Origin of the sequence: Streptosporangium sandarakinum, assembly GCF_013409935.1 — a bacterium.
Lineage (GTDB): Bacteria > Actinomycetota > Actinomycetes > Streptosporangiales > Streptosporangiaceae > Streptosporangium > Streptosporangium nondiastaticum.
This window is the reverse complement of record NZ_JACCCO010000002.1, coordinates 1,134,378-1,156,430: the sequence shown is the minus strand read 5'-3', so window position 1 is coordinate 1,156,430 and position 22,053 is coordinate 1,134,378. Positions and strand designations below refer to the sequence as shown.

16 protein-coding genes, 2 tRNA genes and 3 rRNA genes are annotated in these 22,053 nt (G+C 67.9%); 14 read left to right on the top strand and 7 right to left on the bottom strand.

Annotation, left to right across the window (positions count from 1 at the left end):
- Positions 1 to 12: 12 nt before the first annotated feature.
- Both HDA43_RS23655 and HDA43_RS23650 read left to right on the top strand, forming a co-directional pair.
- Positions 13 to 528 (top strand): M48 metallopeptidase family protein, encoded by a 516-nt coding sequence (locus HDA43_RS23655; RefSeq protein WP_179825250.1) that lies wholly within the window; start codon positions 13 to 15, stop codon positions 526 to 528.
- On the top strand, positions 525 to 1,271 hold the full coding sequence (locus HDA43_RS23650; RefSeq protein WP_179825247.1) for a hypothetical protein: 747 nt from the start codon (positions 525 to 527) through the stop codon (positions 1,269 to 1,271). The genes HDA43_RS23655 and HDA43_RS23650 overlap by 4 nt, the downstream gene beginning before the upstream one ends.
- Before the next feature lie 19 nt (positions 1,272 to 1,290).
- Here HDA43_RS23650 and HDA43_RS36490 read toward each other — a convergent pair whose 3' ends face one another.
- The 3 genes from HDA43_RS36490 to HDA43_RS23635 all read right to left on the bottom strand — a co-directional run bounded on the left by HDA43_RS36490 (position 1,291) and on the right by HDA43_RS23635 (position 4,396).
- The gene (locus HDA43_RS36490; protein WP_312873504.1) at positions 1,291 to 2,295 is read right to left on the bottom strand and encodes an endonuclease/exonuclease/phosphatase family protein; all 1,005 of its coding nucleotides are present in this window, start codon (positions 2,293 to 2,295) and stop codon (positions 1,291 to 1,293) included.
- Positions 2,296 to 2,372: 77 nt separating this feature from the next.
- Complete coding sequence (locus HDA43_RS23640; protein ID WP_179826401.1) at positions 2,373 to 2,912, bottom strand: NUDIX hydrolase; 540 nt, start codon at positions 2,910 to 2,912, stop codon at positions 2,373 to 2,375.
- Positions 2,913 to 3,037: 125 nt separating this feature from the next.
- On the bottom strand, positions 3,038 to 4,396 hold the full coding sequence (locus HDA43_RS23635) for a zinc-dependent metalloprotease (RefSeq protein WP_312873503.1): 1,359 nt from the start codon (positions 4,394 to 4,396) through the stop codon (positions 3,038 to 3,040).
- Positions 4,397 to 4,475: 79 nt separating this feature from the next.
- On the opposite strand from HDA43_RS23635, the gene HDA43_RS23630 reads away from it, so the two are divergent.
- The 8 genes from HDA43_RS23630 (at position 4,476) to HDA43_RS23595 (ending at position 12,255) form a co-directional block, all read left to right on the top strand.
- Positions 4,476 to 5,549 carry an NAD-dependent epimerase/dehydratase family protein gene (locus HDA43_RS23630; protein ID WP_179825246.1) on the top strand — a complete coding sequence of 358 codons (1,074 nt, stop codon included), beginning with the start codon at positions 4,476 to 4,478 and terminating at the stop codon, positions 5,547 to 5,549.
- A 146-nt stretch (positions 5,550 to 5,695) separates the two neighbouring features.
- The gene (locus HDA43_RS23625) at positions 5,696 to 6,121 is read left to right on the top strand and encodes a molybdenum cofactor biosynthesis protein MoaE (protein WP_179825244.1); all 426 of its coding nucleotides are present in this window, start codon (positions 5,696 to 5,698) and stop codon (positions 6,119 to 6,121) included.
- A gap of 85 nt (positions 6,122 to 6,206) precedes the next feature.
- The gene (locus tag HDA43_RS23620; protein WP_179825242.1) at positions 6,207 to 7,250 is read left to right on the top strand and encodes a YlbL family protein; all 1,044 of its coding nucleotides are present in this window, start codon (positions 6,207 to 6,209) and stop codon (positions 7,248 to 7,250) included.
- A 383-nt stretch (positions 7,251 to 7,633) separates the two neighbouring features.
- Positions 7,634 to 10,555: a UPF0182 family membrane protein gene (locus HDA43_RS23615; RefSeq protein ID WP_246424495.1), complete on the top strand. Its 2,922-nt coding sequence runs from the start codon at positions 7,634 to 7,636 to the stop codon at positions 10,553 to 10,555.
- Between the two features lie 72 nt (positions 10,556 to 10,627).
- Positions 10,628 to 10,704: transfer RNA gene (locus HDA43_RS23610), tRNA-Met, on the top strand.
- Positions 10,705 to 10,847: 143 nt separating this feature from the next.
- Positions 10,848 to 10,924, top strand: a tRNA-Met gene (locus tag HDA43_RS23605).
- A 102-nt stretch (positions 10,925 to 11,026) separates the two neighbouring features.
- Positions 11,027 to 11,809: a group II truncated hemoglobin gene (locus tag HDA43_RS23600; protein ID WP_246424494.1), complete on the top strand. Its 783-nt coding sequence runs from the start codon at positions 11,027 to 11,029 to the stop codon at positions 11,807 to 11,809.
- A gap of 26 nt (positions 11,810 to 11,835) precedes the next feature.
- Positions 11,836 to 12,255, top strand: a complete 420-nt coding sequence (locus tag HDA43_RS23595) for a PH domain-containing protein (RefSeq protein ID WP_179826395.1) — start codon at positions 11,836 to 11,838, stop codon at positions 12,253 to 12,255.
- A gap of 39 nt (positions 12,256 to 12,294) precedes the next feature.
- Here the strand turns inward: HDA43_RS23595 and HDA43_RS23590 are convergent, their stop codons facing one another.
- Complete coding sequence (locus HDA43_RS23590) at positions 12,295 to 12,699, bottom strand: hypothetical protein (protein WP_179825237.1); 405 nt, start codon at positions 12,697 to 12,699, stop codon at positions 12,295 to 12,297.
- Positions 12,700 to 13,347: 648 nt separating this feature from the next.
- Between HDA43_RS23590 and HDA43_RS23585 the strand changes: the two genes are divergently transcribed.
- The 3 genes from HDA43_RS23585 to rrf all read left to right on the top strand — a co-directional run bounded on the left by HDA43_RS23585 (position 13,348) and on the right by rrf (position 18,701).
- Positions 13,348 to 14,866, top strand: a 16S ribosomal RNA gene (locus tag HDA43_RS23585).
- A gap of 422 nt (positions 14,867 to 15,288) precedes the next feature.
- Positions 15,289 to 18,412 (top strand): 23S ribosomal RNA (locus HDA43_RS23580).
- 172 nt (positions 18,413 to 18,584) lie between these two features.
- Positions 18,585 to 18,701, top strand: a 5S ribosomal RNA gene (gene rrf / locus HDA43_RS23575).
- Together the 16S, 23S and 5S rRNA genes form the textbook arrangement of a ribosomal RNA operon.
- 102 nt (positions 18,702 to 18,803) lie before the next feature.
- Here the strand turns inward: rrf and HDA43_RS23570 are convergent.
- Positions 18,804 to 19,292: an Lrp/AsnC family transcriptional regulator gene (locus HDA43_RS23570; RefSeq protein WP_179825235.1), complete on the bottom strand. Its 489-nt coding sequence runs from the start codon at positions 19,290 to 19,292 to the stop codon at positions 18,804 to 18,806.
- Between the two features lie 120 nt (positions 19,293 to 19,412).
- Here HDA43_RS23570 and HDA43_RS23565 point away from each other — a divergent pair, with 120 nt between their 5' ends.
- Positions 19,413 to 20,300, top strand: a complete 888-nt coding sequence (locus HDA43_RS23565) for a phenylalanine 4-monooxygenase (protein ID WP_179825233.1) — start codon at positions 19,413 to 19,415, stop codon at positions 20,298 to 20,300.
- A 161-nt stretch (positions 20,301 to 20,461) separates the two neighbouring features.
- On the opposite strand, the gene HDA43_RS23560 is transcribed toward HDA43_RS23565, so the two are convergent.
- A complete protein-coding gene (locus tag HDA43_RS23560) occupies positions 20,462 to 21,205 on the bottom strand; it encodes a response regulator transcription factor (protein WP_179825231.1) in 744 nt (247 codons plus the stop codon).
- 67 nt (positions 21,206 to 21,272) lie between these two features.
- Entirely contained in the window at positions 21,273 to 22,049 is a 777-nt protein-coding gene (gene pstB / locus HDA43_RS23555; RefSeq protein ID WP_179825229.1) for a phosphate ABC transporter ATP-binding protein PstB, read from the bottom strand.
- Positions 22,050 to 22,053 lie beyond the last annotated feature (4 nt).

The window sequence follows — 22,053 nt, the reverse complement described above, 5'->3', positions numbered from 1 at the left end:
TACCGTTCATATGTGCCCCCCGAGACAGTCGAGGTCCGTCGAAGTTCTCGTCGTCGGCGGACGGTTTCCGCGTACCGTGACGGCGAGAAAACGATCGTGCTGTTGCCCGCCGGATTGAGCAGCAACGACGAGGAGCAATGGGTACGGCGGATGCTCGACCGGCTGGCGGCAAAGGAGCAGCGGCGGCGGCCCTCCGACGACGATCTGATGGAACGGGCCTGTGACCTGTCGGTCCGTTACCTCGACGGCCGGGCCACCCCGTCGAGCGTGCGCTGGGTGGACAACCAGCAGCACCGCTGGGGCTCGTGCACCCCCGACAACGGCACCATCAGGATCTCCACGCGACTGCGCGGCATGCCGTCCTGGGTGGTCGACTACGTGATCATCCATGAGCTCGTGCACCTGCTCGTGCCCAGCCACGGCCCCCGGTTCTGGGCGCTGGTGGAGCACTACCCGAGGGCCGAACGAGCCAGAGGGTTCCTGGAGGGTTTCTCCATGGCGGCCAACAGCCCCACGGAGGAGTGGTGACGTCACAGGAGACCCGGGAGGAGACGCCCCGGGAGCCGGAGCCACCGCGGCGCACGGTGGCGGTCCTCGTCACGCCCTCGATCGCGGACGCGGCGCCGCCCGGGGTGGACGCCGGGGAGTTCCTGCGGGCCGCGGCCGAGGACACCTACGAGCTCGCCGCCGCGCTCGACTTCGTCTCGCCCGTCCTGATCACCAGTGTTCCGGGCATGGAGGAGATCGTCTGGCCGGGGACACCCGTCGTGGAGATCCCCGACCTGTCGGGCCCCGCCCTGGTCCGCGCCGCCTTCGAGGCCCTGTCGTCCGTTTCCGAGACCCCGCCGTCCGCCTCCGCGGCTTCGCCGCGCGGAGAGCGGGCCCCGTCGCCCGCCCCCGGCGCCCCGCCGTACGGCGAGCGTGCCCTGCCGTACGGCGAGCAGGCGGTGCTGCTGAGCGGTGACGCACCGGACCTGCCCGGCCTGCTGGTCGGCAAGCTCTTCCGCCGGCTCGGCCGTGCCCGGATCGCGGTCTGCCCGGCCGTGGGCGGCGGCGCCGTGGCGATAGCCGCCCACCTGCCCTATCCCGCCTGGGCCGGCGTGGGCTTCGACGATCCCGACCCGGTCCGGGCGTTGCGCGCCTCGGCTCCCGGCCCCCGGACGGTCGCCACCGGCCCCGGCTGGCACCGTCTGCGCACCCCGGGCGACGTCGCGCGGCTGGACCCCGGCCTGGAGGGCTGGGACAACACGCGGGCGCTGCTGTCGGCCTGAGCGCCGGACGGGAACGCCGTCAGGACGGCGGCAGGCGCAGGTCGGCGAAGACGGCCCGGTGGTCGGTACCGGGGACGGTGTGGACGCTCACCGCGTTCACGCCCACCCGCTCGTCCACCATGACGTGGTCGATGGTGATGATCGGCGGGACGCGCTTGTTGGCCGGCCAGGTGGGGATGAGCCCCGCGCCGGCCCGGTCGGCCGCGTCCGCGTAGCCCCGGCCCAGCAGCCCGCGCAGGGCCGCGTGGTCGAGGCTGGCGTTGAAGTCGCCGGCCAGGACGCGGATCCTGTCGGGGACGGCCGGGGGAAGGCCCGCGAGGGCCTGCGACCACTCGTGGACCTGGGCGCCCAGCGGCGGGTAGGGGTGGACGTCGACGAACTCGACGGGCTTGGCGCCCGGCACGGTGATCAGCGCGGCCGGCATGTTGTGCCCGACCGGGCGGAACAGGTCGTCCAGCTGGGTCATCGGGTTCCGGGCGTACAGGCCGCTGCCCCGGGCGCTCCACTCCGTCTCCAGGACCCGGTACGGCATGAGCTCCTTCAACCCGGCCGCGTCCAGCTTCCCGGCCAGCTCGGGGGTCAGCTCCTGGGTGCTCAGCACGTCGGGTCTCAGCCGCCGGACCAGGTCGACCACGGCGCCCGCGTCGGCCTTGCCGAAGAGCATGTTGAGGGTCAGCACCCGCAGCGCCGGCCCGGAGGCCGCCTGCGCCGAGCCGACCGCCCGCGGCAGCACGCTGAGGCCCAGCGCCGCGGTGGCGGCCAGCGCCACCGCCGTGGCCGCGCGCCTGCGGGACAGCGCCGTCAGCAGAAGGGGCACCAGCGACCCGGCCGCGACGTACGGCGTACCGGTCATGAGCTGCGTGGCCAGCGACCCGCGCTCCAGCCCGGCCACCCTGGCCACGGCCCAGGCGGTGAACGGCACGACCGCCGCCCAGGCGAGGGCCTCGGGGACGCGCCGGCGCCGGCGGGTGGGCGTCACGATCGCGCCGCCCACGTCTCCGCCGGCCGTCGTTCTCGCGCTCACACTGCCCCGATTCGCTCGTCACGCCAATGGACCAAGACGGTAGTCAGGGGGGTGTGAGACGAGCATAAAACACCCGGCTATCCGGCGCGGAGAACCTCGCGGGCCCGGCGCGCCAGCCGCCGGGTCGCCTCGTCCGACAACTCGGGGATCTCCTCGATCGGGAACCAGCGAAGGTCGAGCGACTCCTCGCTGATCACCGCCTCGACGTCCGCCGGGGCGACCGCGCCGTACTCCACGTCCAGGTGGTGGCTGTGGGGCGGGTGGCACCAGACCCGGTGCCGGTCGAGGGCGAGCGGGCCGGGAAGCAGCCGCAGGCCCGGGATGCCGGACTCCTCGGTCGCCTCCCGCAGCGCCACCGCCGCGAGCGTCGCGTCGCCGCGCTCGCAGTGGCCCCCCATGGGCAGCCACATCCCCGCCTTCGGGTGCAGCGTGAGCAGCACCCGGAGGCCGTCGTGCGACAGCACCGCGGTCGTGGCCGTCAGGTGGCCCGGCACGCACTCGCGCCACATCGCGTCCTCGTGGGCGCGCAGGTGCTCCAGGAACTCCTCGCGCAGGAGCTCCTCCTCCGCGGTCGGGGCGGTCCAGCCCCGCAGCACGGCCGCCGCGTCCGCCCGCAGGCTCCCGGGATCTCCCGCGCCGACCGGCGCCGTCGAAACCGCCGGAGCCGCCGGGCCGGCAGCGCCGACCGCGCCGACAGCGCCGGCCGGTTCGCCGAGCCCGCCGGCCCGCTCACCCGGCCGGCTCACGCGCGATCGCCCTCGCCGCCGTCCTTCCGGTCGTCGCCGTTCGTGCCGTCCTCGTCGCTCCCGCCGCCCTCGCGGCCTTCCCGGCCCTCCGCGCGGCCCTCGTCCCCGGCGGAGGCCTCCCTGAGGGACGCCTCCAGGCCGGACAGGTCGAACTCCGGCTCGCCGTGGACGAAACCGCCGGGGTTGTCGAGGTCGTCGGCGGTGGGCATCAGGTCGGGGTGGCCCCAGACCGCGTCGCGCCCGTCGACGCCGCGGGCGGCCTCCAGCGCCTGCCACAGCGCCGCGGCCTCGCGCAGCCGGCGCGGCCGCAGCTCCAGCCCGACGAGCGTGGCGAAGGTCTGCTCGGCCGGACCGCCGGTCGCCCGGCGGCGCCGTACGGTCTCGGCCAGGGCGGCGGCAGAGGGCAGCTTGCCCTCGGCGGCGCGGTCGACGACGGCGCCGACCCAGCCCTCCACCAGGGCCAGGACGGTCTCCAGCCGGGCCAGGGCGGCCTTCTGCCGCTCGGTCTCCTCCGGCTTGAGGAGGTTGCCGCCGGACAGGGCCTGCTGGATCTGCTCGGGGTTGTTGATGTCGAGGCCGCGGAGCTGCTCCTCCAGGGCGGAGACGTCGACGGTGATGCCCCGGGCGTACTCCTCCACGGCACCGAGCAGGTGGGCGCGCAGCCACGGGACGTGCTGGAACAGCCGATGGTGCGCCGCCTCGCGGAGCGCGAGGTACAGGCGGATCTCCTCGGCGGGCGTCTCCAGACCCTGGCTGAACGCGGCGACGCCGCCGGGCAGCAGCGCCGGGTCACTCGACAGGGGCAGGCCGATGTCGGTGGAACCGACCACCTCGCGGGCGAGTGAGCCGATGGCCTGGCCGATCTGCTGGCCGACCATCATGCCGCCCATCTGCTTCATCATGCCCATCAGCGGACCGGCCATCGCCTGCGCCTCGGGAGGCAGACCGGCGGCGCCGAGCGTGCCGCTCATGGTCTCCACCATGCGCGCGGCGATCGGGTCGCAGAGCTGCCGCCAGACCGGGACGGTCTTCTCGATCCACTCCGACCGGCTCCACGCCTGCGGGCTGCCCGTACCGCCCGGCAGCGCCGTGACCTCGTTGAGCCACAGGTCGGCGAGGTTGAGGGCGTCGACGATCTGGCGCCGCTCGCCCTCCATGACGCTCGGATCGCCCTCGGCGACGACCACGTGACGCGCGATGTTCTTCGCCATGTCCCAGTTGACCGGGCCGGAGCCCGATGGCGCGGAGAGCATGTCCGCGAACTGGCGCATGGCCGCCGCGATCTGCTCAGGGTCGCCGAACATGGCGAACGGGTTCTCGTTGGGGTCGTTTTCCCGACCTGGCAAGTCAGTCACCGCTCTACCTCGTGCAGGATGGAGGAGTCCACATCCGCCACGTTATCCGTCGCACGGCGGGTCAGTGCAAAGCGAGTACATGGTGCCTACCTCGAAACGCCCGCGGTCCCCGGTCGTCGCCGTCACCGGCGCCGCCTCCGGAGTCGGCCGCGCGTTCCTCGCGAAGGTCGCCTCTTCTGCGGATTTCCGCAGGGTCGTGGCCATCGACGAGCAGCGCGGTGACGTCCCCGGCGTCACCTGGCGGGTCATCGACGTCAGGGATCCGCTTCTGGCGAACCGGATCTCCGACATCGACGTGCTCGTCCACCTGGCGGGAGACTTCGCCCTCGACGCCGACGCCACCGAGCGCCGGGCCTACAACCTGCGCGCCGCGCAGACGGTCCTCACCGCCAGCGCGGCCGCCCGAGTGCGCCGCGTCGTGCTCGTCACCAGCGCCATGGTGTACGGCGCGACACCCGACAACCCCGTCCCGCTGCCGGAGGACGCCCCCGTGGCCGCCGAGCCCGACACCGGCATGGTCGGCGACCACCTGGAGATCGAGGCGCTGGTCCGGCGCTCCCTGCGCAGCCACCCCGGCCTGGAGGTCACCGTGGTACGGCCCGCCGCCGTGGTGGGCCCCGGCGTGGACAGCGTCGTCACCCGTCACTTCGAGTCGCCCCGGCTGCTCAGCGTCAAGGGCTGCGAACCCCGCTGGCAGTTCTGTCACGTCGACGACCTGGTCTCGGCCCTTGAGCTGGCCGCGCTCGGCACGGTCTCCGGGACGGTGGCCGTGGGCTGCGACGGCTGGCTGGAGCACGAGCAGGTCGAGGAGCTCTCCGGGCTGCGCAGGTTCGAGCTGCCCGCCGGGCTGACCTTCGGCACCGCCCAGCGCCTGCACCGGCTGGGCGTCACCCCGGCGCCCGCCACCGACCTCCATTACGTGGTCTACCCCTGGGTCGTCGACTGCGCGTCGCTGCGCGAGGCCGGGTGGAAGCCGGCGTGGACGAACGAGGCCGCGTTCACCGAGCTGCTGGAGCTGCGCGAGGGCAGGCACACCGTCGTCGGCCGCCGCCTGTCCGGCAAGGAGGCCACCCTCACCGCCGCCGGGGCCACCGTCGCGGTCCTGGGCACCGCCGCCATCGTCCGCGTGGCCCGCAAGAAGCGCCGCCCGTGAGACCGGGGCCCGCGCCGCACGAGGGATCGCCGCGCCGGGGCGCCGGATCACCCGGAGTCCCGGGATCCCGGAGACCCGCCGCATCCGGTCGATCGCTCCGGAGCCGGAGCCGGGGCCGCCGGGCTCCGGCGATGTAGGCTTTCGGCGTGGACGTCATCCGGTTGCTGGGCATTCGCGACACCCCCCTGTCCCTCGACGAGGTGTTCTCCGCCGTCGGCGACCACACGGCCGGCGGCACGGCGCTCTTCGTCGGCACGGTCCGTGACCATGACCACGACAGACCGGTCACCCGGCTGTCCTACTCGGCCCATCCGAGCGCCGAGGCCGAGCTGCGCAGGGTGGCCGAGAAGATCGCCGCGGACTTCCCGGTGACCGCGCTGGCCGCGGTGCACCGGACCGGCGACCTCGCGCTGGGGGACATCGCGGTCATCGTGGCGGTCGCCTGCCCCCACCGCGGCGAGGCGTTCACCGCAGCCCGCAGGCTGATCGACGACCTCAAGAGCACCGTGCCGATCTGGAAGCACCAGCTCTTCACCGACGGCACGACCGAGTGGGTCGGGGCCTGCGACTGACGTCCGGCGCCGGCCGCGCCGCCGCGGCGGGCCGGGGGGTGGGGGCGCGGTCGTCCCACCGGTGATACGGCATAGGCTTCCTGTCATGTCACGACGAGCGCTGACACTGACGGTGGCCGGCATCCTCACACTCCTGCTGGGCATCGTCGGCGCCCTGCTGCCCGTGCCGTACGTGGTGCTGAGCCCCGGACCGACCGAGAACACCATCGGAGACGTCAAGGGCAAGCCCGTGATCAGCATCGAGGGCCGCCAGACCTACCCGACCTCCGGCACCCTCAGGCTCGTCACCGTGGCCTACCAGGGCGGTCCCGGCAGCAGGATCGACCTGCTCAGCGCGCTGCGGGGCTGGCTCGACCCGACCATCGCCGTCGTGCCGGAGGAGACGATCTTCCCGCCGACGAGCACCGCCGAGCAGGTCGATCAGCAGAACACCGAGGAGATGACCAGCTCCCAGGACGACGCCACCGCGGCGGCGCTGACCGAGCTGAAGATCCCCTTCACCTCGGTCGTGACCGTGGCCTCCGTCCAGAAGGGCCTGCCGGCCGACGGGAAGTTCAAGCGCGGAGACGAGATCACCGCGGTGGACGGCGTCACGGTGACCGACCGTGAGAGCGTCGCCGCCGCCGTCCGCAAGCACAAGCCGGGCCAGCGGGTCGACTTCACCGTCAACCGCGCCGGCCAGAGCACCACCGTGGCCGCCCCCACCATCGCCGCCCAGGACGGCACGCCCGTCGTGGGCGTCACCATGCGGATCGGCTACAAGTTCCCGTTCAAGGTGGAGATCAACGTCGGTGACGTCGGCGGGCCGAGCGCCGGGATGATGTTCTCCCTCGGCATCGTGGACAAGCTCACCCCCGGCGAGATGACCGGGGGCAAGGCCATCGCCGGCACCGGCACCATCACCCCGGACGGCCAGGTCGGCCCCATCGGCGGCATCCAGCAGAAGATGGTCGGCGCCCGCGAGGACGGGGCGGTGTTCTTCCTCACCCCGGCCGGCAACTGCGCCGAGGCCGTCAAGGCGGTCCCCGACGGGCTCAAGCTGGTCAAGGTGGACACGCTCCACGGCGCGGTGCAGGCGGTCGACGCGATCCGCACCGGCGGTCCGACGGAGAGCTGCCCGGCGGGCTGACGGCCGTACCGGCGCGCGCATGGGACGGTGGCGGCCGTGCCGGACGTACGCGTGGGACGGACCGGCCGGGTGGTGGCGAGGGGCCGCCCGGCACCCGCGCGAGGCGCGACGGCCGGCGTCCCGCGCCCGCGCGAGGCGGACCGGCCGGCGGTGACGCGTGGTGACCGTCCGAATTCTCCGGGTTCCATCCGATTTTCCGGGCACTGTTCCGCCGCCCCGCACGTTGGCATCGGTGAACCCGGGATCCGCGGGCGTTGTGGCCGGACCGTGCCCAAGGGCTGAGCACGGCCGAACCCCCGCCGGTGTAGGTTTCCAAACACGGACCGTGCTCTCACGACAAGGGGTTGGCCTTGAGCTTCCGGACCCCCGGAGCCGGTAGGGCGATGCGCTTGCCCCGCCGGCCGCGACTCTTGATTCCCACGGCGATCGCCATCGTCGCGCTCGTCGCGTTGTTCTTCCTGTTCGTCGGCGTCTTCACCGACTACCTCTGGTACGACTCGGTCGGCTACACCTCGATCTTCTCCGGTGTGATCGTCACCCAGATCGTGCTGTTCGTCGTGGGCGCCGTCCTGATGGTCGGTCTGGTGGGAGGCAACATGCTCCTCGCCTACCGGGCGCGGCCGATGTTCGGCCCCGGAATGTTCGGCGGTGCCAGCGGCGCGGACCGCTACCGGATGGCCCTCGACCCGCACCGAAAGATGATCTTCATCATCGGCGCCGCGGTCCTGGCCCTCTTCACGGGGTCCTCGTTCGCCGGGCAGTGGAAGACCTGGCTGGAGTTCGTCAACGCCACCCCGTTCGGTGAGACCGACGCGCTGTTCCACTACGACGTGTCGTTCTTCATGTTCACCTTCCCGTTCCTGCGGATGGTGCTGAACTTCCTGTTCACCGCCGTGGTGCTGTCGGCCGTCATGGCGGCCGTCGTGCACTACCTCTACGGAGGCTTCCGGCTCCAGTCGCCCGGAGTGCACGCCACCCGCGCCGCCCGCGTCCACCTGTCGGTGCTGCTCGGCGTCTTCGTGCTGCTCAAGGCGGTCGCCTACTGGGTCGACCGGTACGAACTCGTCTTCTCCGACCGGGGCTTCGTGTACGGCGCCTCCTACACCGACGTCAACGCGGTGTACCCCGCCAAGACGATCCTGGCGATCATCGCCCTGATCTGCGCGGCGCTGTTCTTCGCCGGGGTGGTCCGTCCCGGGGCCATGCTGCCCGGCGTCGCCTTCGGCCTGCTGGTGCTGTCGGCCATCCTGATCGGCATGGTCTACCCGGCCCTGGTCGAGCAGTTCCAGGTCAAGCCCAACCAGCAGGGCAAGGAGCAGGAGTTCATCAGACGCAACATCGAGGCCACCAGAAAGGCGTACGGCGTCGATCAGACGGAGGTCATCGACTACGCCGCGCAGGGTGACGCCTCGAAGGTCAACGTCACCGCCGACAGCTCGATCTCCGGCGTGCGCCTGCTCGACCCCAACCTGGTGTCCAAGACCTACCAGCAGAAGCAGCGCATCCGCGGCTTCTACGACTTCCACGACCCGCTCGACGTCGACCGCTACCCGGACGAGTCGGGCAAGCCGCGCGACACCGTGGTGGCGGTGCGCGAGCTCACCGGCCCGCCCGCCGAGCAGGACAACTGGATCAACCGGCACCTCGTCTACACCCACGGCTACGGCTTCGTGGCCGCGCCGGGCAACAAGGTCGACGCCGAGGGCCTGCCGGCCTTCGACGCCAAGGACATGCCGGTGACCGGCCCCCTGGCCGAGCGGACCGGCCTGAAGGAGGCGCGGGTCTACTTCGGCGAGTCCCCGAGCGCGCCCGAGTACGTCGTCGTGGGCGGCGACCGCAACCAGGAGCTGGACTACCCGCTGAGCAGCGGCACCGGCCAGAAGGACACCACCTACGACGGCAAGGGCGGCGTCCCGGTCGGCTCGTTCATCAACAGGGTCCTCTACGCCGCCAAGTACGGCGAGATGAACCTGCTGCTGTCGAGTGACGTGAACGACAAGTCCAAGATCCTCTATGTGCGCAACCCGCAGGAGCGCATCGCCAAGGTCGCGCCGTTCCTGAGCCTGGACGACAACTCCTACCCCGCCATCGTCGACGGCAGGGTGGTCTGGATCGTCGACGCCTACACCACGTCCAACGCCTACCCCTACTCCGACAGCCGGAGCCTGGAGTCGATGACGCGGGACACCGTCACCGATCCCCGCCTGGTGGTGCAGCAGCCGCGCGACCAGATCAACTACATGCGCAACTCGGTCAAGGCCACGGTGGACGCCTACGACGGCACCGTCACGCTCTACGCCTGGGACGAGAAGGACCCGATCCTGCAGACCTGGCGCAAGGCGTTCCCCGGCATCGTCAAGCCGAAGAGCGAGATCTCCACGGGTCTCCAGCAGCACCTGCGCTACCCCGAGGCGCTGTTCAAGGTCCAGCGCGACGTGCTGTCCCGCTACCACATCAAGGACCCGAACGCCTTCTACAGCGGCCAGGACTTCTGGAACGTCCCCAACGACCCGTCGTCGGGCGAGCGTGACGTCAAGCAGCCGCCGTACTACCTGTCGGTCAAGATGCCGAACACGGACGAGCCGACGTTCTCCCTGACCACCACGTTCGTGCCGCGCCAGGGCCCGAACCTCGCGGCGTTCATGTCCGTGGACGCCAACCCCGGGCCCGACTACGGCAAGCTCCGCATCCTGCGGATGCCCTCCAACACCACCATCCCCGGCCCGGGACAGGTGCAGAACAACTTCCAGAACAAGTTCTCCGGCGAGCTCAACCTCCTCGGCATCGGAGGGGCGAAGGTCCGCTACGGCAACCTCCTGACCCTGCCGTTCGCCGGCGGCCTGGTCTACATCGAGCCGGTCTACGTGGAGACCGCCGCCTCCTCCGGGCAGGAGCCGTACCCGATCCTCCGCCGGGTGCTCGTCTCCTACGGCGACAGGGTCGGCTTCGCCGACACGCTGGACGCCGCACTGAAGCAGGTCTTCGGGGACGGCGCCCAGCTGCCCCAGCAGGAGGTGAACAAGCCGAACACGCCGGTTCAGCCGAACACCGCGCTGAACCAGGCGATCGGCGAGGCCCAGCAGGCGTACGACAGGGCGCAGAAGGCCCTGAACGCCAACCCGCCCAACTGGACGGAGTACGGCGCGGCCCAGAAGGCGCTCTCGGACGCGCTGAAGAAGCTGGAGTCGGCCGCGGCGCCGACGGCGACTCCCACGCCGACCTCGACCCCCGCACCGACGGCGACGCCGGTGCCGTCGGGGTCGGCCACACCGTCGCCGACCCCCACGTCGTCACCGAGTCCCTAGCCGGGAGGAGCCCCGCGGGCCGAACGATTCGCTTCCACCGCCGAAGCCGGGTAGTCTTTAGACACACACCGACGCGGGGTGGAGCAGTTCGGTAGCTCGCTGGGCTCATAACCCAGAGGTCGCAGGTTCAAATCCTGTCCCCGCTACCACGAGCAAGGGCCCGGATCTCACTGAGATCCGGGCCTTTCGCGTTGTCCGGGGTCCACTCTCCGAAGCCGCGTCCCCAGGGTGTCGTGCCGCCGATTTGCCTTGTCCCCGGGATGCCGGGTAATCTTCAGATGCAACACACCGACGCGGGGTGGAGCAGTTCGGTAGCTCGCTGGGCTCATAACCCAGAGGTCGCAGGTTCAAATCCTGTCCCCGCTACCACGAGCAAGGGCCCGGATCTCACTGAGATCCGGGCCTTTCGCGTTTCCGCACTTCTGTTGTGCGCCCGTTGCTTACATGATTACATGCGATCAAGGGTTTTCGATGAAGGGCAGGCCATTGATCGTCGAATACATCCGTTACCGCGTCCCCGAGGAGCGGTCGGCAGACTTCGAGGCCGCCTACCGGCGTGCCGCGGCATCCCTCGGCAGCGCTCCCGAGTGCGTCGACTACGAACTCACCCGTTGCGCGGAGGAAGCCGGCCGCTACATCCTCCGGATCACCTGGACCTCCGCCGAGGACCACCTCGAAGGCTTCCGGAACGGCCCGAACTTCGCGGCCTTCTTCACCGAGATCCGGCCGTACGTCTCCGACATCGAGGAGATGCGCCACTACGAGCCGACCGGTGTCCACGGGCAGGGGGCCTCGGTGCCGACCCTGTACGACTGGGCCGGCGGGGCCGAGGCGTTCGAGCGGCTCACCGAGGTGTTCTACGGGCACGTGCTGAAGGACGAGCTCATCGGCCCGCTGTTCGCCGGCATGGACCCGCGGCACCCCACGTACGTCGCCATCTGGCTGGGCGAGGTCTTCGGCGGCCCCGACCGCTACACGCGGGAACGCGGGGGGTATGCCCACATGCTCTCCCAGCACATCGGCAAGGGCATCACCGAGCGGCAACGCCGCCGCTGGGTGAACCTCCTCCTGGACGCCGCCGACGAGGTCGGTCTTCCCGGGGATCCGGAGTTCCGGGCGGCGTTCCTCGGCTACATCGAGTGGGGGACCCGTCTGGCGTTCGCCAACTCCCAGCCGGGCGCCACTCCGGTCGCCAAGGCTCCGGTGCCCCACTGGGGGTGGGGCGTGGCGCCGCCGTACACACCTCGGGGATGAGCGGCTAGCGTGCCGGTGTGGATGACATGTCCGGACCGATCCTGCGCTGGCGGGTACGCAGGGAGCTCGCGGTCCTGAAAACCGTCGCGGCCCTCGGCTTCGCGCTGCTCACCGTGCTGAGCCTCGGGGATCCGCGCGGCATGATCCTGGCGGGCGTCGCGACCCTGGTGGCCGCGGGTCTCGCCCTGCGCGACGTCCTGGCCCCGGTACGGCTCAGCGCCGACGGCCACGGACTCGTCGTGGTGAGGGGGTTCGCCGGTTCCGAACGGGTGCCGTGGAGCGCGGTCGAGCGGATCCGGGTGGACACACGGACCCGCCTCACCTCACGTACGGAGTTCCTTGAGATCGACACCGGCGACGGGATCTTCCTGCTGAGCCGGTTCGACCTGGGAGCGCCCTGCCAGGAGGTCGCCGACCGGCTGTGCACCCTGCGAAGCGGCCACTGAGGTCTGCGCGGCGCCCGGTCCTCTCGGCCGGGGAGCGCCTCAGCGGCGGAGGGTACGGCTCACGCCCATGCACGCGCGAAGACGGGGCCCGCCACTCCCGGTCCGCTCCGGCGCGGACTTCTCCAGCTCCGCCAGCAGCACGGCCGCCGCGTGCGCGTCGGCCAGGATCTGAGTCACCTCCTCGTCGGTGGCGGGAAGCTGACCCCTCTTGGCGAGCTCGTCCCGGAGAAACGTGAGCGGTTGCGGGTGGCCGGCCGCCTCGGCGGCCACCGTCGCCCGGGCCGCGGTCAGCAGACGCAGGTAGTGGGACCGGAGCAACGCCTCACGCATTCGCACCTCCTCAAGGTCGCTCAACAGGGATCTGGCGACCATGAGGAGGTCCTCGGGGTGATCGGCCTCCGCGTCGATGTGCGCGCGGATGTCGTCGAACTCCGAACGGGCCATGCTGCTCACCTCCATGGTGGAGTCAGGATCCTGACCCTCGTCCCTATGTCATATCGAGCGGTGATTGCGGACGGCTTGACGCCCGCTTGCGTCTGCCCGCGTCCTGCCGCTCACGTTTGGGACGCACGACCCTCGGGGATGGTTGGCAAGTTGTCCTTGTTGCCTCTGGGGCCTGCTAATGTTCTTCCTGCAGGGCAACGAGCCCCCAGGAGCCGCAAGGTCCCGGGTGAGCAAGATGCCCGGCACCTCCCTCACACTGAAACCGACTTTCGGCCGTGTCCGCACGATTGGACACAAACCGGATGTTGGAGTAAGTTAGAGGGGTTGCCCTGGAGACGGGGCGGTCGAGATCCGCTGTGGATCCGGCGGGTGCGGGTCGGCTGACGCGAAAGCGACAGTTTGACACAAACCAGGCGGAACTGCTAGGATTGAGACGCGAAACGAATGCCCCGGAGGGCGGATCGACGATCCGGACCGACGGTGAACGCGTCCGTTTCTTGAGAACTCAACAGTGTGTTAAAAGCCAGTGCATGATGCACAACCCCGTCCCACCCGCCTCGGTGGGAGGACGGATTCCTTTGGTTGATGCACCTCGTCTCCTTCGCTGGGGATGGGGATGCTTTCAGCCGGGAGAAACTCTGTAGACATTGTTTGGAGAGTTTGATCCTGGCTCAGGACGAACGCTGGCGGCGTGCTTAACACATGCAAGTCGAGCGGAAAGGCCCTTCGGGGTACTCGAGCGGCGAACGGGTGAGTAACACGTGAGTAACCTGCCCCTGACTCTGGGATAAGCCCGGGAAACTGGGTCTAATACCGGATACGACACGCTTCCGCATGGGATGCGTGTGGAAAGTCTTTTCGGTTGGGGATGGACTCGCGGCCTATCAGCTTGTTGGTGGGGTAACGGCCTACCAAGGCGACGACGGGTAGCCGGCCTGAGAGGGCGACCGGCCACACTGGGACTGAGACACGGCCCAGACTCCTACGGGAGGCAGCAGTGGGGAATATTGCGCAATGGGCGGAAGCCTGACGCAGCGACGCCGCGTGGGGGATGACGGCCTTCGGGTTGTAAACCTCTTTCAGCAGGGACGAAGTTGACGTGTACCTGCAGAAGAAGCGCCGGCTAACTACGTGCCAGCAGCCGCGGTAATACGTAGGGCGCAAGCGTTGTCCGGAATTATTGGGCGTAAAGAGCTCGTAGGTGGCTTGTCGCGTCGGATGTGAAAGCTTGGGGCTTAACTCCAGGTCTGCATTCGATACGGGCTGGCTAGAGGTAGGCAGGGGAGAACGGAATTCCTGGTGTAGCGGTGAAATGCGCAGATATCAGGAGGAACACCGGTGGCGAAGGCGGTTCTCTGGGCCTTACCTGACGCTGAGGAGCGAAAGCGTGGGGAGCGAACAGGATTAGATACCCTGGTAGTCCACGCCGTAAACGTTGGGCGCTAGGTGTGGGGACCTTCCACGGTTTCCGCGCCGTAGCTAACGCATTAAGCGCCCCGCCTGGGGAGTACGGCCGCAAGGCTAAAACTCAAAGGAATTGACGGGGGCCCGCACAAGCGGCGGAGCATGTTGCTTAATTCGACGCAACGCGAAGAACCTTACCAAGGCTTGACATCGCCCGGAAAGCTCTGGAGACAGAGCCCTCTTCGGACTGGGTGACAGGTGGTGCATGGCTGTCGTCAGCTCGTGTCGTGAGATGTTGGGTTAAGTCCCGCAACGAGCGCAACCCTTGCTCCATGTTGCCAGCACGCCCTTCGGGGTGGTGGGGACTCATGGGGGACTGCCGGGGTCAACTCGGAGGAAGGTGGGGATGACGTCAAGTCATCATGCCCCTTATGTCTTGGGCTGCAAACATGCTACAATGGCCGGTACAGAGGGTTGCGATACCGCAAGGTGGAGCGAATCCCTAAAAGCCGGTCTCAGTTCGGATTGGGGTCTGCAACTCGACCCCATGAAGTCGGAGTCGCTAGTAATCGCAGATCAGCAACGCTGCGGTGAATACGTTCCCGGGCCTTGTACACACCGCCCGTCACGTCACGAAAGTCGGCAACACCCGAAGCCCGTGGCCCAACCCTTTGGGGGGGAGCGGTCGAAGGTGGGGCTGGCGATTGGGACGAAGTCGTAACAAGGTAGCCGTACCGGAAGGTGCGGCTGGATCACCTCCTTTCTAAGGAGCACCGGCTGATCCGGTTCACCCGCTGGGTGGCCTGATCGGTCCATGCCGTGGCCGCGAGCGAACGTCTCGCGCACGGTGCGCTCATTAGTGGAGCACTGGCTATTCGGTTCAGCGGAGTCGCTGGCCGGCTAGTACCGCCTCCGGGGTTCGCTCTGGGGGAGTGGGAACGGCGGTTGCGAGGGGTTTCGCTGGTCCGGACACACTGTTGGGTCCTGAGGAAACGGACCAGGCGGGCCCGCTGTTCGGGCGGGCTCGCTGGTTTGGTTTTCCCTCTGCGGGACCGTCCGCCTGTCATACCGGCTCGGATGAGGTGGAAGCTGTTGGCTTCCGGCTCGTGTGGGTGTCTGGTGGTGGGGTCGTGGTGGTCGCTGCGTGTTGTTTGAGATTTGCATAGTGGACGCGAGCATCTTTGTGGCCAAGTTTTTTAGGGCACACGGTGGATGCCTTGGCATCAGGAGCCGATGAAGGACGTGGGAGGCTGCGTTAAGCCCCGGGGAGTCGCCAACCAGACGTTGATCCGGGGATGTCCGAATGGGGAAACCTAGCACCAGTCATGTGGTGTTGCCTCCGCCTGAATGTATAGGGCGGTTGGTGGTAACGCGGGGAAGTGAAACATCTCAGTACCCGTAGGAAGAGAAAACAAATAGTGATTCCGTGAGTAGTGGTGAGCGAAAGCGGAAGAGGCTAAACCGGGCGCGTGTTAAAGCCGGCGGGCGTTGCGTGTTCGGGGTTGTGGGACCCTCTTGTGGTTTCTGCCGGAGCCACAAGCAGTGAGAAATCGATGGGGTAGCCGAAGCTTCTGGGAAGGGGCGCCGGAGACCGTGAGAGCCGGGTAGGCGAAATCCTGTCGACTGCTGGAGGGGATCCCAAGTAGCACGGGGCCCGAGAAATCCTGTGTGAATCTGCCAGGACCACCTGGTAAGCCTAAATACTCCCTGATGACCGATAGTGCACTAGTACCGTGAGGGAAAGGTGAAAAGTGCCCCGGTGAGGGGTCGTGAAAGAGTACCTGAAACCGTGTGCCTACAAGCCGTAGGAGCGTGAGCGGGGTTCGCCCTGCTCGTGATGTGACTGCGTGCCTTTTGAAGAATGAGCCTGCGAGTTGCGGTGTGTGGCGAGGTTAACCCGTGTGGGGTAGCCGTAGCGAAAGCGAGTCTGAATAGGGCGTTTGAGTCGCATGCTGCAGACCCGAAGCGGAGTGATCTAGGCATGGGCAGGTTGAAGCGCGGGTAAGACCGCGTGGAGGACCGAACCCACCAGGGTTGAAAACCTGGGGGATGACCTGTGTTTAGGGGTGAAAGGCCAATCAAACTCCGTGATAGCTGGTTCTCCCCGAAATGCATTTAGGTGCAGCGTCGCGTGTTTCTTGCCGGAGGTAGAGCACTGGATGGCCGATGGGCCCGACAAGGTTACTGACGTCAGCCAAACTCCGAATGCCGGTAAGTGAGAGCGTGGCAGTGAGACTGCGGGGGATAAGCTCCGTAGTCGAGAGGGAAACAGCCCAGACCACCGACTAAGGCCCCTAAGCGTGTGCTAAGTGGGAAAGGATGTGGAGTCGCAGTGACAACCAGGAGGTTGGCTTAGAAGCAGCCACCCTTGAAAGAGTGCGTAATAGCTCACTGGTCAAGTGATTCTGCGCCGACAATGTAGCGGGGCTCAAGTACACCGCCGAAGTCGTGGCATTCACGCATTAACCCTGGCTTTTGTCGAGGGGTGTGGATGGGTAGGGGAGCGTCGTGCGGCCGGCGAAGCAGCGGAGTGATCCAGTTGTGGAGGCCGTGCGAGTGAGAATGCAGGCATGAGTAGCGAATCAGAAGTGAGAAACTTCTGCGCCGGATGACCAAGGGTTCCTGGGCCAGGCTAATCCGCCCAGGGTAAGTCGGGACCTAAGGCGAGGCCGACAGGCGTAGTCGATGGACAACGGGTTGATATTCCCGTACCCGCTGTGATGCGCCCATACTGAACCCAGTGATACTAAGGGTCCTTAAGCCCTCCGGGCCTTCGGGTCTGGGGTGAGGCTGAACGCCTGACCTGATCTGGTAGTAGGTAAGCGATGGGGTGACGCAGGAAGGTAGCCCATCCCAGGCGATGGTTGTTCCTGGGGTAAGCGTGTAGGACGAGGGGTAGGCAAATCCGCCTCTCATGGGTCTGAGACGTGATGCCGAGCCGATTGTGGCGAAGTGGGTGATCCTATGCTGCCGAGAAAAGCCTCTAGTGAGTGTCATGGCGGCCCGTACCCGAAACCGACTCAGGTGGTCAGGTAGAGAATACCAAGGCGATCGGGTGAACTGCGGTTAAGGAACTCGGCAAATTGCCCCCGTAACTTCGGGAGAAGGGGGGCCTTCGCTGGTGATGAGTCTTGCACTCGGAGCTGGTGGGGGCCGCAGAGGCCAGGGGGAAGCGACTGTTTACTAAAAACACAGGTCCGTGCGAAGTCGTAAGACGATGTATACGGACTGACGCCTGCCCGGTGCTGGAACGTTAAGGGGACCGCTTAGCCGCGGCAACGCGGCGAAGGTGAGAACTTAAGCGCCAGTAAACGGCGGTGGTAACTATAACCATCCTAAGGTAGCGAAATTCCTTGTCGGGTAAGTTCCGACCTGCACGAATGGCGTAACGACTTCCCCGCTGTCTCAACCGCAGACCCGGCGAAATTGCACTACGAGTAAAGATGCTCGTTACGCGCAGCAGGACGGAAAGACCCCGGGACCTTCACTACAGCTTGACATTGGCGTTTGGAACGGTTTGTGTAGGATAGGTGGGAGACGGTGAAGCTGGGACGCTAGTTCCGGTGGAGTCATTGGTGAAATACCACTCTGGTCGTTTTGGACGTCTAACTTGGGTCCGTGATCCGGATCAGGGACAGTGTCTGGTGGGTAGTTTAACTGGGGCGGTTGCCTCCTAAAGGGTAACGGAGGCGCCCAAAGGTTCCCTCAGCCTGGTTGGCAATCAGGTGTCGAGTGTAAGTGCACAAGGGAGCTTGACTGTGAGACCGGCGGGTCGAGCAGGAGCGAAAGCTGGGACTAGTGATCCGGCGGTGGCATGTGGAAGCGCCGTCGCTCAACGGCTAAAAGGTACCCCGGGGATAACAGGCTGATCTTCCCCAAGAGTCCATATCGACGGGATGGTTTGGCACCTCGATGTCGGCTCGTCGCATCCTGGGGCTGGAGTAGGTCCCAAGGGTTGGGCTGTTCGCCCATTAAAGCGGTACGCGAGCTGGGTTTAGAACGTCGCGAGACAGTTCGGTCCCTATCCGCTGCGCGCGCAGGAGACTTGAAAGGGGCTGTCCCTAGTACGAGAGGACCGGGACGGACGAACCTCTGGTGTGCCAGTTGTTCCGCCAGGAGCACGGCTGGTTGGCTACGTTCGGGAGGGATAACCGCTGAAAGCATCTAAGCGGGAAGCTTGCCTTGAGATGAGGTCTCCCACCCCGTGAGGGGGTAAGGCTCCCAATAGACGATTGGGTTGATAGGCCGGAGGTGGAAGCGCAGTAATGTGTGGAGCTGACCGGTACTAATAGGCCGAGGACTTGACCATAAAGCATTCGTGTGGTTTCTGCAGCGCTCTGTACTCTTCGCCGGGTCCGGAGCAGCGCGTGATCACTGGTTTTGCTCGCGTCCACTGTGTGATTCTGAGGCAGCAGGCACCGTCTGCACCCCCGGGATGTCGGTTCCGGGTCGGGTGCGTGTGTTTGTGTGTTTCATAGTGTTACGGCGGTTATGGCGAAGGGGAAACACCCGGTTACATTCCGAACCCGGAAGTTAAGCTCTTCAGCGCCGATGGTACTGCACCGGGGACGGTGTGGGAGAGTAGGTCGCCGCCGGACAATCTTTCGAAGCGGGGCTCTGGACGTTCGTCGTCCGGGGCCCCGCTTTTTTGCGTGCCCGCTTTCCGTGCCCGCGTTCCGTGTCAGCCTCCCGCGCTGCCCCTATTCGGGCCCCGGCCTGCTCGGCGTCTCGGGTGCCGCGTCGAGCAACGGCTCGATCCGGTACGGGACCTGGACGGACAGGGCGATCGTGGTGTCCGACCGCTGGATCGTCGGCGAGGTCAGGATGCGGGCGATGATCTCCTGTAGGTCCGGCGTACTGCGAGCGACCACCCGGCAGAGCAGGTCCGCCTGGCCGCTGGTGCCGTACACCTCCAGGATCTCGGGGACCGCTTCGAGCGCCCGCACGGCTTCCGCCAGACGGCCCTGGGCGATCTGAAGGGAGACGAAGGCGAGGATCGGGTAGCCGGCGCCCTCGGGGGTGACCGTGGGCCCGAAGTCGGCGATGACGCCCCGCGCGATGAGCTTGTCGAGGCGGGCCTGGACGGTGCCGCGGGCCACGCCGAGCAGACGGGCGAGCTCGGTGAGGCCGACGCGGGGGTGGGCGCGCATGGTCACCAGAAGGCGGCTGTCCAGCCTGTCGATCGGCACCGCCTCAGGCTAGGCGATATGAACAGTCGAAACCAGGCTTGAACCCGCATTCGTGCGCGAAACGCCCACCGGAACTGCTCGCTCTTGCCAACGATTCGCGTAATTGCTGTCATTCCAGACATGTTCGAGGAAGCACAGTACTTCGCACCGGTGGCGACCCGTGACGACGGCACGGTCGAGGTCGAGCTCGCCAAGAGCCACCCCGGCTTCTCCGACCCGGTCTACCGGGCCCGCCGTAACGCCATCGCCGCGCTCGCCGTGAACCACGTGCCCGGCGCGCCGATCCCGACGGCCGGCTACACCGAGCAGGAGCACGAGGTGTGGGCGCTGGTGAGCAGGGAGTTGGCGGTCAAGCACCGCAAATACGCGACCGCGGAGTATCTGGACGCGGTCGAGCGGCTCCGGCTGCCCACCGACCGCATTCCGCAGTTGCAGGAGGTCGGTGAGCTGCTGGAGCCGCTGACCGGGTTCCGGTACCTCCCGGCGGCCGGGCTGGTGCCGCTCCGGGACTTCTACGGTGTGCTGGCGGACGGGTTCTTCCATTCGACGCAGTACATCCGGCACCACTCCACGCCGCTCTACACACCGGAGCCGGACGTGATCCACGAGGTGATCGGGCACGCCAACGCGCTGGCCTCCGACCGGTACGCGCGGCTCTACCGGCTGGCCGGTGGCGCGGCGCGGCGGGTCGAGAGCGAGGAGGCCCTGGAGTTCGTCTCCAAGGTCTTCTGGTTCACGCTGGAGTTCGGTGTCATGACCGACCAGGGCGAGCTGCGGGCGTACGGCGCGGGCATCCTGTCCTCCTACGGGGAGATCGAGGAGTTCCGCGGTATGGACGTCCGGCCGCTGGACCTGGCCGCCATGGGCACGACCAAGTACGACATCACGAAATATCAGGATGTGCTGTTCCGGGCCGACTCGCTGGAGCACCTGGAGGACGTGGTCGGCGGGTTCTGGGCGGACTGCGACGACGATTCCATCGCGAAGCTGATCGCCGGCGCCCGCTGAGCGGTCACCTCACGATTCGGCCGGATCGGCCGGCGGCCGGTCCCGCCGGTCGGTCCGGCCGTTCGTATTCGCACCTCTGCTCGCTCCGGCAAGGCTCGGGACCGCCTGGGAGCCGCTCTCGACGGTCCTGCGCCGGGCCGGGGCCGTTCGCGGCCCGCCCGCTACGGTGTTCCGACGGACCGGTCCTGGGCGGCTCTGTCGACGAGCCGGTAGCCAACCCCGCGTACCGTCTGGATCAGCCGGTCGTCGGTGTCGCCGAGCCGGGCCCGCAGGCGCTTGACGTGGACCGCGATCGTGTTGGTCGAGGTGGTCTCGGTGGAGTTCCAGACGTGGCGCATGATCTGCTCGCGGGTCACCGTACGGTGAGTGTTGCGCATCAGGTAGTGCAGCAGCTCGAACTCGCGCAGCGGCAGGTGGACGGCGCGGCCGTCCACCCTGACCAGGTAGGCGTGCACGTCGAGCTCCACCCGGCCGACCACGAGCGTCCGGCGGCCTCCCGGTTCGCCGGAGAACGCGCCCTGCACCAGGGGCAGGAGCTCCGGCACCCGGTACGGCCGGGCCACGCACGCGGTGGCTCCGGCGGCGAGCGCCTGTACGGCCTGCTCGGCGTGTCCCTCGCCTACGCCGAGCAGTACCGGGACGGCCCGTGCCAGCCGTACGGCACGGACGAACTCCACCGCCCCGATGACCGGCAGCGAGGCGCTGACGAGCACGACGTCGGGTTGGAGGGCGCCGGCCTGCAGCAGGGCCTGGGCGCCGTCGGTCACTCCCGCGACCTCGACGCCCTCGCGTTCGAGGGCGTCGGCCAGCCCCTGGACCAGAGATGTCTCCGGGTCGGCCACCAGCAGCAGTGGCGCGGTCCGGGAGCCCCCGTTCACCTCGGGTGTCGTCTGCGGCTGGGTCACCCGGTCCCTCCAATGCGGTCGGTTCACCCGGACGGCGTGGCCGGCTCGCCCGGGTGGTGCGGTCGGTTCACCCGAAGCGGCCGGTGATGTAGTCCTCGGTCGCCTTCTGGGAGGGGTTGGTGAAGATGCGGGAGGTATCGTCCATCTCGATGACGCGGCCCGGCTGCCCCTGCCCGGCGAGGTTGAAGAAGGCGGTGCGGTCGCTCACCCGGGCGGCCTGCTGCATGTTGTGCGTCACGATGATGATCGTGAACTTGCTCTTCAGCTCGGCCATCAGGTCCTCGATCGCCAGGGTGGAGATCGGGTCCAGGGCGGAGCAGGGCTCGTCCATCAGCAGGACCTCGGGCCGTACGGCGATGGCCCTGGCGATGCACAGGCGCTGCTGCTGGCCGCCGGACAGGCCGGCGCCGGGCTTGCCGAGGCGGTCCTTGACCTCGTTCCAGAGGTTGGCGCCCTTGAGGGAGGTCTCGACGATGCCGTCGACCTCGGACTTGGAGCGCCTCCCGTTGAGCCGGAGGCCGGCCGCCACGTTCTCGTAGATGGACATCGTGGGGAACGGGTTGGGGCGCTGGAAGACCATGCCGATCATCCGGCGCACCGAGACCGGCTCGACGCCGGGGCCGTAGAGGTCCTCGCCGTCGAGCAGGACCTTGCCCTCCACGCGCGCGCCGGGGATGACCTCGTGCATGCGGTTCAGCGTGCGCAGGAAGGTCGACTTCCCGCAGCCCGAGGGGCCGATGAACGCGGTGATCGTGTTGGGCTCGATGGTCATCGAGATGTCCTCGATGGCCTTGTGCCTGCCGTAGTAGGCGTCGAGGCCGGAGACCTGGATCTGCTGGCTCATTTAC